Source organism: Salinactinospora qingdaonensis, from assembly GCF_039539445.1.
Classification (GTDB): Bacteria; Actinomycetota; Actinomycetes; order Streptosporangiales; family Streptosporangiaceae; genus Salinactinospora; species Salinactinospora qingdaonensis.
In genome coordinates this window covers 337,895-349,124 of record NZ_BAABDD010000002.1, presented here as the reverse complement: position 1 = coordinate 349,124, position 11,230 = coordinate 337,895, and the positions used below count along the sequence as shown (strand labels likewise).

At 68.3% G+C, this 11,230-nt stretch carries 8 protein-coding genes; 2 read left to right on the top strand and 6 right to left on the bottom strand.

What is annotated here, in order from left to right:
• Positions 1 to 136 precede the first annotated feature (136 nt).
• Positions 137 to 1,135: a LacI family DNA-binding transcriptional regulator gene (locus tag ABD848_RS03685; protein ID WP_344967347.1), complete on the top strand. Its 999-nt coding sequence runs from the start codon at positions 137 to 139 to the stop codon at positions 1,133 to 1,135.
• A 249-nt stretch (positions 1,136 to 1,384) separates the two neighbouring features.
• On the opposite strand, the gene ABD848_RS03680 is transcribed toward ABD848_RS03685, so the two are convergent.
• The 5 genes from ABD848_RS03680 to ABD848_RS03660 form a co-directional block, all read right to left on the bottom strand.
• A complete protein-coding gene (locus tag ABD848_RS03680; protein ID WP_344967238.1) occupies positions 1,385 to 4,234 on the bottom strand; it encodes a DEAD/DEAH box helicase in 2,850 nt (949 codons plus the stop codon).
• A 246-nt stretch (positions 4,235 to 4,480) separates the two neighbouring features.
• Positions 4,481 to 4,861, bottom strand: coding sequence for a DUF397 domain-containing protein (locus ABD848_RS03675; protein ID WP_344967236.1), 381 nt, complete (start codon positions 4,859 to 4,861; stop codon positions 4,481 to 4,483).
• Positions 4,862 to 4,933: 72 nt separating this feature from the next.
• The gene (gene tatC / locus ABD848_RS03670) at positions 4,934 to 5,749 is read right to left on the bottom strand and encodes a twin-arginine translocase subunit TatC (protein ID WP_344967234.1); all 816 of its coding nucleotides are present in this window, start codon (positions 5,747 to 5,749) and stop codon (positions 4,934 to 4,936) included.
• 169 nt (positions 5,750 to 5,918) lie between these two features.
• On the bottom strand, positions 5,919 to 6,257 hold the full coding sequence (gene tatA / locus ABD848_RS03665; protein WP_344967232.1) for a Sec-independent protein translocase subunit TatA: 339 nt from the start codon (positions 6,255 to 6,257) through the stop codon (positions 5,919 to 5,921).
• Positions 6,258 to 6,614: 357 nt separating this feature from the next.
• Positions 6,615 to 8,630 (bottom strand): helix-turn-helix transcriptional regulator, encoded by a 2,016-nt coding sequence (locus ABD848_RS03660; RefSeq protein ID WP_344967230.1) that lies wholly within the window; start codon positions 8,628 to 8,630, stop codon positions 6,615 to 6,617.
• Between the two features lie 70 nt (positions 8,631 to 8,700).
• Here ABD848_RS03660 and ABD848_RS03655 point away from each other — a divergent pair, with 70 nt between their 5' ends.
• Positions 8,701 to 9,795, top strand: a complete 1,095-nt coding sequence (locus ABD848_RS03655; RefSeq protein WP_344967228.1) for a DUF3866 family protein — start codon at positions 8,701 to 8,703, stop codon at positions 9,793 to 9,795.
• Between the two features lie 259 nt (positions 9,796 to 10,054).
• Here the strand turns inward: ABD848_RS03655 and ABD848_RS03650 are convergent, their stop codons facing one another.
• A complete protein-coding gene (locus ABD848_RS03650) occupies positions 10,055 to 11,128 on the bottom strand; it encodes an FKBP-type peptidyl-prolyl cis-trans isomerase (RefSeq protein WP_344967226.1) in 1,074 nt (357 codons plus the stop codon).
• Positions 11,129 to 11,230: the final 102 nt, after the last annotated feature.

The window sequence follows — 11,230 nt, the reverse complement described above, 5'->3', positions numbered from 1 at the left end:
CTACCGCTGGACATGAGGTGCAGATCACTATCTCTACTGTGCTTCGCGCTCTTACCGGCTACAATGAGGCAGCGTGACTGCGAAATCGACTCCGGGCCACTACGGTCTCCCTGAAGACACGGCCGACACTGAGCCGATCACTATCTCGAAAATTGCGAAGGCCGCCAGCGTCTCCGTACCAACCGTGTCCAAAGTGTTGAACGGACGTGCCGACGTCGCACCCGAGACGCGCTCCCGAGTCGAGGAGCTGATCCGCAGACACGGCTACCGACGCCGCCGCGGACCGGGCAGCAGCCAGCCGGCAACAATCGACCTGGTCTTCCACGAACTCGACAGTGCCTGGTCCATCGAGGTAATCCGCGGGGTGGAGCGGGTGGCACGCGCTGAGGGACTCAGCGTCGTACTCTCAGGGTCGGCCGGCGCGCAGCGCCCCCAAGAGTCCTGGCTGGACTCGGTCCTGGCACGGCGCACCACGGCCGTGATCTTGGTGCTGTCGGACCTGGACGCCACACAGCAAGCGCGTCTGGCCGCCCGCGGTATCCCCTTCGTCGTCGTCGACCCCCTCGGCGACCCCGGCGAGAACGTGCCCTCGGTGGGATCGGCTAACTGGAACGGCGGTCTGGTCGCCACCCGCCACCTCATCGACCTCGGGCACCGACGCATCGCCGTGATCGGCGGCCCCGAGAACATCCTGTGCAGCCGCGCGCGCGTGGACGGCTACCGCGCCGCGCTGGACACCGCCGGGCTGCCCATCGACCCCGGATTGATCCGTACCGGGGACTTCCACGTCGAAGGAGGCCACCGCAACGGGAGTGAGCTGCTGAACCTGGACGACCCGCCCACAGCGATCTTCGCCGGCAGCGACCTGCAAGCGCTCGGGCTCTACGAAGCGGCTCGCGAGCACGACGTACGGGTGCCTGAGGATCTCAGCGTCGTGGGCTATGACGACCTGCCCTTGGCACGCTGGGTGGGACCACCACTGACCACGGTGCGCCAACCGCTGACCGAGATGGCCGAAGAGGCCACCCGCATGGCGCTCAGCCTCAGCCGTGGCGAACGCCCCGCCAACCTCCGCCTGGACTTGGCCACAAGCTTGGTCGTGCGCCATAGCACGGCGATCCCCGGTCAGCGCTGAACGGCCACCGCCCCGCCGGCTGCCAAGGTGGGTTATGGTCGACAGACCTCCCCACCACCTTTACGTTGTAGATTCAGTAGATCCATATGTGGGTGCGATGGGACGCGCGCCCCTCCCCGCCTGTACTGGGGGCGCCACCCCCACCGCTGCCCGACCGCAGGGTGAGCGCGCGGCCCCGCGTGCCTGGCGCGAAAGGGCAAGGGCGGCGCTCTCGGAGCAGACGCGCGGCCGACGCCATCCGCGCCAGGCTCACCCCACCGAGGAGTAAGCGACCACCCCGCGGCGGATAGCGTCGATGGCGGCCCGGGCGTTACTGCGGACGGTGCCGCCCTCGGGAGCGGCCCCCATGATCTGGCTGAGCATGTCGATGAGCTGCTTCGTGGCGCGCACGAAGTCCCCGGCGGGCATCTCGGCGTCGTAGAGGATGTGGTCGAGCTGGTCGCCCTTGGCCCACCGGTAGGTGAGCCACACGAATCCCAGATCGGGCTCGCGCAGGAACGACACGCGGTGGTCACGCTCGGTCTCGTGGAGATCGCCCCACATCCGCACCATCTCGGTCAACGCCTCCTCGGTGGCTCCCCGCGGGACGCGGGGGAAGGCGTCGTCGGTGCGGCGCGACTCATACACCAGCGACGACACGCACGCGGCCAGCTCCACCGGAGAAAGCCCCTCCCACACCCCACGGCGCAGGCACTCGGCGGCCAGCAGATCCAACTCGGAGTAGATCTTGGCCAGGCGCACCCCCTCGTCGGTGACCGTGTCGCCGTCGAGGTAGCCAAGCTGCTCGAGCACGCCACACACCCGGTCGAACGTACGGGCGATGACATGAGAGCGGCCCTCCACCTTGCGGCGCAGCCCCTCGGTTTCCTTGTGGAGACGGAAGTAGCGCTCGGCCCACCGCGCGTGGTCCTCGCGCTCGTCACAGCCGTGGCAGGGGTGGGCGCGCAGCTCACGGCGCAACCGCGCGATCTCGGGATCTTCGCCCGCGGTGGCCTCCCTGCCCTTGGGCGGCGGCTCGGTGCGCAGGTCGGCTAGCTTGTTGCGCAACGTGGCGGCAAGGTCGCGTCGCGACTGAGCGGAACGGGCCGAGAAGTTCTTCGGGATGCGGACGCGGCCCGCCGGCTCCACCGGTGCCGGGAAGTCGTTGGCGTTGACCCGCTTGGCCTGCCGGTTGACGGTCAGTACCAGCGGTGCCGGAACATCGCCGCGGGTTCCTGGGTCGAGCACGACGGCGAAACCGGCGTGACGGCCGGTGGGGACCTCGATGATGTCGCCGGGGCGCAGATTCTCCAAGCTGCGTAGGGCTTCGCTGCGGCGGCGGTCCTTACGGGTTTTGGACAGCTCGGCCTCGCGGTCACTGAGCGAGCGGCGTAGCTGCGCGTACTCCATGAAGTCGCCCAGATGGCACTGGGCCGCCTGGGCATAGCCGTCGAGGGCCTCCTCGTGTTTGTGGAGCTGGCGGGTCAGGCCGACGACGGCACGGTCGGCCTGGAACTGGGCGAACGAGGATTCCAACATGGTGCGGCTGCGCTCGCGCCCGACCTGGCCCACAAGGTTGACCGCCATGTTGTAGGACGGTTGGAAGCTGGAGTTGAGAGGGTAGGTGCGGGTGCTGGCCAACCCCGCGACCGCCTCAGGGTCGGTGCCGGGCTGCCAGACCACCACGGCGTGGCCCTCCACGTCGATCCCGCGCCGGCCGGCCCGCCCCGTGAGCTGGGTGTATTCTCCCGGCGTCAGGCTGGCGTGGGTCTCACCGTTCCACTTGTCGAGCTTCTCGATGACCACGGTGCGCGCCGGCATGTTGATGCCCAAAGCCAGGGTCTCGGTGGCGAAGACCGCGCGGATGAGGCCGCGGGCGAACAGGGTCTCGACGATCTCCTTGAAGGTGGGCAGCAGGCCCGCGTGGTGGGCGGCGATCCCCCGTTGCAGCGCCAGCAGCCACTCTTGATAGCCCAACACGGCCAGGTCGGCGGCGGGGATGTCGGCGCACTGGCGCTCGGCGTAGGCGCGGATCTCCTCGGCCTCTTCGTCGGTGGTGAGGGTCAGCCCCGACACCACGCACTGGCGCACGGCGGCGTCGCAGCCGGCGCGACTGAAGATGAACGTGATGGCCGGCAGCAGGCCCTCGTTGTCGAGTTCGTCGACGATCTGCACCCTGCTGGGCGGCGGAAACTTGGCGCGGGGGCGAGGCGTGCCGCCGCGGGCGCGCGTCTGGGGATGGCGCCGCCGGTGGGCGAGCTGGGTGAGCCGGCCCTCCTCTTGGGCCAGTCGAATGAGCCGAGGATTAACGCGCATGCGCTCGCCGTTGACGACGATCTCACGTCCGCCAGTGGCGCGCTGGCCGGAGTTTCGGTCGCGCTTGCGGGTGCGTTTACTGCCCGAGGGCTCGGTGTCGCCGTCGCCCTCCTCGTCGGCGTCGACCGTGACGAAGAGGTCATGGAGGCGCTTGCCGGCCATGACGTGCTGCCATAGCGGCACCGGCCGCTTCTCGTCGACGATGACCGTGGTGTCACCGCGCACCTGCAACAGCCACTGCCCGAACTCCTCAGCGTTGCTCACCGTGGCCGACAGCGCCACCGTACGCACCGAGTCGGGCAGGTGGATGATGACTTCCTCCCACACCGCGCCCCGGAAGCGGTCGGCGAGGTAGTGCACCTCGTCCATGACCACATAGGAAAGGCCCGCCAGCGTATGGGAGCCGGCGTAGAGCATGTTGCGCAGCACCTCGGTGGTCATGACCACGATCGGGGCTTCGCCGTTGACGCTGTTGTCGCCGGTGAGCAGACCAACACTGTCGGAGCCGTAGCGGCGCACGAGGTCGGTGTACTTCTGGTTCGACAGCGCCTTGATGGGCGTGGTGTAGAAGCATTTGCCGCCGTCGCGCAGCGCCAGGTGGATCGCGAACTCTCCAACGACGGTCTTACCCGATCCGGTGGGCGCCGCGACGAGTACACCGTGCCCAGACTCCAAAGCCTTGCACGCCCGAATCTGGAAATCGTCGAACTCGAAGCCGTAGAGGTGCTGGAAGTCCTCGATGGCGGCACTGGAAACGCCCTGGCGCCGGCGGAATTGGGCATAGCGCGCGGCGTGAGTACTCATATCGACCAAGCCTATGGTGTGTGTAAAGTCGAGTGGACTCGTCACCGCAGCGCGTCGCTCCACCACCACGCTCCGCAGTCGCTTCCGGCCGCAGAGCGTGGCCCGTGTCGCCGGCTCACCGCGGCCTGGGCTGTGGGCCGCGCATCGCCGCGGGAGAGACTCCGGCGGGTCCCGGCGGCACGCCGCACCGTGGCGCGTATCGCCGCCGGGACCGCCTAGCACCGACGAGCACGCGGCCCTGCGGACTTACTCGGCTTCTTCGGCCTCACGATTGTTGGTGGGCGAGGGCACGGCGTGGACCGGCACTTCTCCGCGCTGCATGGCGATTTCCTCTGGGGTGAGGTACTCCTCGGGGATGTCGAACTCGCCGTCCTTGGCCCCGAGAACGAACGCCTCCCACTCGGCGGGCGTGAAGAACAAGATGCCCTTTTCGGGGTTCTTACCGTCGCGCACCGCGCGGTAGCCGTCGTCGAACTTGGCGACCTCGACGATGGCGTCAGAGTCCTCGCGCGAAAGCGAAGAGCGCAGCCACACCGCATCGGTGGTGTCGTGCCACTTCTCGTTGCCCTGCGCCTCGGGCGGCAGATCGCGGCGGGCGGCACCCTCACCGGCGTGCTCATCACTCATGGCGGTCCCCTCTTTCTTCGTCACCTGGATGCGTAGCTAGCCGTACACAGACGGCATGTTTCAGAGGCGACACTAACGCTTGGACGAGGTCTGCGCTGCCTCGTCGTCCTCCTCCAAGGGGGAGATCTCGTCGTCGTCGAGCTCGGCGAGGGGGTCGGCGTTGCGCTTGCGGCGGTCGTTGAGGAAGGCGATAAGTTCGGCGATCTCGAACAGCACCACCACAGGCACGGCCAAAGCGAGCATCGTGAAGGGCTCACCGCCGGGAGTGGCGACAGCGGCGAAGACGAACGCGAGGAAGATGATGAGGCGCCGCCACTTGGCGATGACCTGGTGGGAGAGGATACCCAAGAAGTTGAGCAGCACCACGACGAGGGGCAGCACGAACGCTGTGCCAAACACCAGCAACATCATGATGATGTAGCCGAGGTAGTTGTCGATGGTGATCATCGGCATGGCGTTGTCGGGCGAGAACCCGAACATGATCTCCATGCCCTTTTGGGTCACGAAGTAGGCCAGGGCGGCGCCGCCGATGAAGAGCGGGACCGCCGCCCCCACGAATATGTAAGTATAACGGCTCTCGCGCCGCTGAAGGGCCGGGACGATGAACGCCCAGAGTTGATACAGCCAGAACGGGCAGGAAACCAGCAGGCCGATGATGACGGCGACCTTGAACCGCAGGAAGAAAGCGTCGAAGATGCCCGTGAAGATCAGACCGCAGTCCTCGGAGGTACCGCCGCGTACCTCGGCGGGCAGCGCGCAGTAAGGGCGCTCCAGGAATGCCCAAACCGGGTCGAAGACCAAGGCGCCCACCACCATGCCCAGCGCGATGAAGATGAGCGCTTTGAACACCCGGCCGCGCAGTTCGCGCAGATGGTCTCCCAGCGACATGCGCCCCTCCGGGTTCGCCTCTCGCCGGCTTCGCCACAACCGCATGTCGCCTTACCCTCTATGACCCGAAGACGAAGTGTTTACCGTCGATGCGGCACCCCAAAGCTACCGCGCACATAAGTTCCCCGGGGCCGCCGCGTCGGCTGCCGCCGGGACGTCTACCGAGGTCTCAGCCGCCGTGAGCGTGGCGGCTGGGCTCACTGTCGGTGTCGACGATGCGCTGGCCCGCCGGAAGCTGCGGGTAGCCCTGCTGGCGCGGCTGTGCGGTGTGACCGCTCTCCTCGGCCGAAGCCTGGTGACTGCTTTGGTGAGGGGTGTCGTCCTTGGGGGCCGGCTTGTCCTCGCTCTTGGTGTCGTCGGAGTCCTCGTCGGCGAGTCCCTTGGCCTCGGACTTGAGGATCCGGGCGCTACGGCCCAGCGAACGCGCCAGTTGCGGCAGCCGGCTGGCCCCGAACAGTAGCAGCGCGATCAGGAGGAGAATGAGCATCTCTCTGGGACCGAAACTCATGGCTGAATCCTCTCCGCAGGAGCCCCCTCGTACCGTTGAGGGCGTGTCCCGCTATGCGACGGTGTACCCGGACGTCCAACCCGTGCCCGCTTACTCTAGCTCACGTAGCACGCGGTAGCGGGGTGCCAACTCCGCTCTGGTCCGCGACACGTGCGCTTGCAACTGTCGTACCCCCAGCAGGAGCCGAAATACAAGGGCCCCTATGACGAGTAACCCAGCAGCGGCGACAGCGAGGAGACCGAAAATAGCGAGCACGCTGCAAGCTTACTCGGATGCGCGTGAAAAACCAGTGGAGCCGGAGTAAACCAGGCGGGGCTACCCCCGAAACGGAAGCATTTCCGCCCCGCTGGGAGCCCCTCAATCATGGGAGGCTGCGGCCCTATAGGCGGCGAGGGCGCGTTGGGCGTCGGCGCGTACCCGTTCGGCCAGATCGGTGGGGGCGAGGATACGGGCGGTGGGCCCCAACCGCAGCACCAGCCGCCGCGCCCATGAGGGAGCAGGCGTGCGCAGCGTGGCCCGCACTCCCCCATCGGAGAGTTCGCTGACGTCGACACACACGTATTCCTCGATGACCCAACGCGCCGCGGGGCTCAGTTCCAGGGTGACCAGCGCATCCTCTGCGGTGAACTGGAGGACACCGCCGGTGAGGTCGCGCCCGCGCGCGTGCTCGGGCACCTCAGCGGCCACGGGCAGCACCGTGAGGTCCAGAATCCGGTCGAGCCGAAACAGGCGCACATCCCCGCGCAGCCGGCACCAGCCTTCCAGGAACGGCAGACCGTCCTGAGTGATCAGCCGCATCGGGTCAACGTCGCGCTCAGTGACCTCGTCGACATAGCCCGACAGGTAACGCAGGTGCAGCAACTGGCCGGCTTCCAGGGCATCTTGGACGCGCCGTTGAACAGCGCGGACCTCGTCGCTGAGATCCACCCCCACCCGCACCACGTCGGCAAGCCGCTCGACCGCGGTGTCAGCGGCCGTGCGCAGCTTATCGGCCACCCGTTTGAGGACATCGTCGCCGCCGGTTCCGGCCTGTAGCTCGCGCAGCAGCTCCACGCCGACGATCAGGCTGGCCGCCTCGTCGGCGGTGAGCCGCAGCGGTGTGGCGATGGTTTCGGCGTTGCCGATGATGATCTCGCCGGTGGTCTGGGCGGCTTCCAGGTCGACCTCGATCAGGTCACCGGGAGTGTAGCCGGGCAGGCCACACATCCACAGCAGGCTCAAGTCGCTGCGGACCTGCTTTTCGGTGAGGTCGAACATGTCGGCCACCTCCGCGACGCGCACGTCGCGGTGGAGCGCGTAGGGAACCAACATGAGCAACCGGCGCAACTGTTCGGCCGAACGCACCCCCCGCCGCGGCTGGTCCTCGGGCGCCACGGCGGGGACCGCGGGCTCCCCCGGAGAAGGGATCTCCCGCTCGGTCACAGCGCTGAGGTGGTCGGCGAGAGCCGTACGGGCCTCGGCAGGGGCGTCGATGATGACCCGATCGCCGAACTCGGCGACGTCGGCCACGAGGCGGGCAAGGTCGGTGTAGGGGTACTCGACACGGTCCCATCCGGGGGCGTTGGTGGAGTGCTCGCCGGGAACGATCCGGCGCGCGGCACGGCGCAACTGGTGGGCGGAGTCGGGACGCACCCGCAGGAGGGCGACCGCTTCGGGGTCGCCGTGGTGACCGCTGACGATGGAGCGCACGTCGACGTCGTCGGGGATGGTGACCTCGGGTCCGGTGCCGAGGATCGTCACCGGGCCCACGATGCGTCCCAGCCGAAAGACCCGGCGTTGGACGACGTCGCGGTCGTGGCCGGCGAGATACCAGTGGCCGCGGCGGTTGACCACACCCCACGGCTCCACTTTGCGTCGCCGGACGCCTTTGCCTGGGGTGCGGTAGTCGAAGGTGACCGGCCTGCGGTCGCGCACCGCCTGCCAGATGGGCAGGAACGCGGGTTCGGTGGTGCCCACGACGGGAGCGATGATGGGGCCGGTGTCGCCGTCGACGGAGATGCCGGCAGCGCGCAGCTTGACCATCGCGTTGGCGGCGGCCTCACCGAGCGCGGCGTTGCGCCAGGCGCGCGCGGCTAGTCCCAGCACCGCCGCTTCGTCGGGCTTGAGTTCGATGGGAGGCAGCTCGTAGTCGGCGCGGGAGATACGGTAGCCCTCCTCGTCGCCCCACACGTCGACCGCACCGGTCTGGATCGGGATGCCGGTGGCGCGCAGCTCCTTCTTATCGCGCTCGAACATGCGTTTGAAGGCGGCGTCGCTGTCGGCTTCCTCGTAGCCGGAGACGGTGGCCCGAATCTCCTGGGCAGTCAGGAAACGCCGAGTAGCCAGCAGACAGATCACCAGATTGAGTTGCCGTTCGGTCTTGCGCCGCGACATCGACACGCCCTTCCCCCGCGTTACACGCCACTTCCCGCATCGCCTCCAGCGCAAACGGTACCGTGCCAACGTGATCCGATGGCGCGACGGTGAAGTGATCGCAACGAACGATCAGTGGCCGGGTGTGGTTGAGCTGGAGGTTGCGGTGCGCGAAGAGGACGCACACGTGCCATGTCCGGCGCTAGCCTATACCGAGCTGGTGGGCCGCCCCGAGGTCGGCGAGCGGGTCCTGCTCAACACCACGGCCCTGGAACTGGGGTTGGGCACGGGCGGCTACGCCATGGTCGTGGCAGTCCCCGACCGGCCGCCGCCCGATCCCACCGGCCCTGGACACCTGATGAAGGCCCGCTACACCCCGTCCCAGACCACCGTGCTGGGCGTCGACGAACCGGCGTCGCCCCATCACGCGGTACTGCGCGACGCCGCCGACGTGGCCGGCATGCCAGTGGTCACCGCCGATCTGCATTCGGCGCTGCCGGCGGTGATCGCCGGGGCGCGGCTGGAGCGTCCCGCGGTGCGGGTGGTCTATGTGATGCTCGACGGCGGGGCGCTGCCGGCGTGGTTCTCCCGCACCACGGCCGTGCTACGCGCGGCAGGGCTGCTGACGGCGACGGTGACGGTGGGGCAGGCTTTCGGCGGCGATGTGGAGGCCGTGACCGTGCACAATGGGCTGTTGGCAGCGCGCCACGTGCTCGACGCGGAGTTGGCTGTCGTCGCCCAAGGGCCGGGCAATCTCGGCACGGGCACCGCGTGGGGCTTCTCCGGTGTTGCCGCGGGCGAGGCGCTCAACGCCGCCGCCGTGTTGGACGGACGGGCCGTGGCTGCGCTGCGGGTGAGCGCGGCCGATCCGCGCGAGCGCCACCAAGGCGTGTCGCACCACAGCCTGACCGCCTACGGCCGGGTGGCGCTGGCCCCGGCCGACGTCGCTGTGCCCGACCTGGCCGGGGAGATCGGGGAGCGCGTGCGTGCCGACGCTGCCGCCTTGGGACAGCGCCACCGGCTGGTGGAGGTCGATCTTGACGGTGCGATGACGGCGCTGCGCCGGCTCCCGGTGCGACTGTCGAGTATGGGGCGCTCGCTGGAGGAGGATTCCGCCGCCTTCCTGGCCAGCGCGGCGGCCGGACGTCATGCCGCGCGGCTGGTCAACGACAGTGCACGGCCCTAGCCACATCAGGGCGCAGGCGGCGCCCGCCCCGTTTCCTTGGGGCGTGGCCCGACTGACGCTCGGGCCACGCCCCAAGGTGGCAGGCCGAGGTGCGTTCCCGCCCATAGCTGGCGTCGGGGAGATCTCGTCTTCCGTTGGCCGCAGCCCGCCCCAGGCTGTCGAGATTGCGCAGCGATCGAGGAAATCACGGAAAGCGGCTCACCCCACGGCCGAAGCCATAGGGTGAGCCGCCCGTATCCCGATCAGCCGGCTGTCGGGGCTACTCCTGCTGGTCCTGCCCCTCGGAGGGGTCGGTGGAGGGTGTCGCGGGGGCGCTGGGCGAGGGCGGGGCCGTCTGCTCGGGCTGGGAGTCGACGGCGCCGAGGATGTCGACGACGAAGACCAAGGTGCCGGTGGGCTGTCCGGAAGCCTGCGAGGACTCGTCGGCTTCGCCGTAGGCGAGATCCGGCGGGATCACCAGCATGACGCGGCTACCGACGTTCGCGCCGACCAGTCCCTGGTCCCAGCCGGGGATGACTTGGCCCACCCCGATAGGGAAGCTCGACGGTGCGCCGCCGCGCTGCCAGGTGGCATCGAAGACCTCACCGTCGTTCCAGGTGACGCCGGTGTACTGGGTGACCAACTGTTGGCCTTCGGTGACCTCGGGGCCGTCGCCCTCGATGAGGGTGACGGTCTCCAGCTCCTCGGGCGGGTCGCTCTCGGGGATCTCGATCTCGGGCATGTCGTGACCGGTGTCGGTCACGGTGGGCAGCCCATCGCCACCGTTGGTGCTCTGCTTGCCCGGCACGACGTCGCCCTTGCCGTAGCGCTCGTGGATGTCGACGATCGACACCGAGGCCCCCGGCTCAGGCGAGGGGCTGGCCGACTGGGAGGAACCGGTGGAGGGGAAGACGTAGGCGACGCGACTGCCCACCGGCTGGTCGATGAGGGCCTGCGTGATCTCCTCGCTGAGCTGTCCCATCTGCAACAGCACCGGCGTGCCGGTCTCGTAGGTGGACTGGTCCTGCTCGGTCTCGCCCTTGGCCGTCCATTTGTAGCCGACGATGTCGGCGAGGAGGATGTCGTCGGAGCGGACGAGTTCGCCGCCCTTGTTCTCCCCCTTCTCGATCACGCCAGAGATCTGTTCCTCGGGGGGAACAATGTCGGGGAAGGAAACCTCGGGGGGGTCGCCGACCTCACCGTTGACCGTGGGCAACCTGTCGTCGAGCTCGCGCTCGTCGGATTGCATGAAGGCGGGCGTCCGCCAGTCCTCGGGTATCGCCCCGCATCCCGTGGTGGCCAGGAGCAAAGCTGAGAACGGCACCGCGAGGAGCGCGGTTGCACGTGGACGCATATCTCACTACCTCTAGAATCCGACGGAAGTCCCAGACACTGTATCGGAACCGTCATAGTGCACCCGCCGGGTAAAGAAAGAGTAAGAATGCGGGAAGACGCC

What these genes read in the sequence shown, in the direction of transcription:
- ABD848_RS03680 (WP_344967238.1), bottom strand. Translation starts at nt 4,234, where the DNA reads ATGAGTACTCACGCCGCGCGCTATGCCCAATTCCGCCGGCGCCAGGGC.
- ABD848_RS03675 (WP_344967236.1), bottom strand. Translation starts at nt 4,861, where the DNA reads ATGAGTGATGAGCACGCCGGTGAGGGTGCCGCCCGCCGCGATCTGCCG.
- tatC (WP_344967234.1), bottom strand. Translation starts at nt 5,749, where the DNA reads ATGTCGCTGGGAGACCATCTGCGCGAACTGCGCGGCCGGGTGTTCAAA.
- tatA (WP_344967232.1), bottom strand. Translation starts at nt 6,257, where the DNA reads ATGAGTTTCGGTCCCAGAGAGATGCTCATTCTCCTCCTGATCGCGCTG.
- ABD848_RS03660 (WP_344967230.1), bottom strand. Translation starts at nt 8,630, where the DNA reads ATGTCGCGGCGCAAGACCGAACGGCAACTCAATCTGGTGATCTGTCTG.
- ABD848_RS03650 (WP_344967226.1), bottom strand. Translation starts at nt 11,128, where the DNA reads ATGCGTCCACGTGCAACCGCGCTCCTCGCGGTGCCGTTCTCAGCTTTG.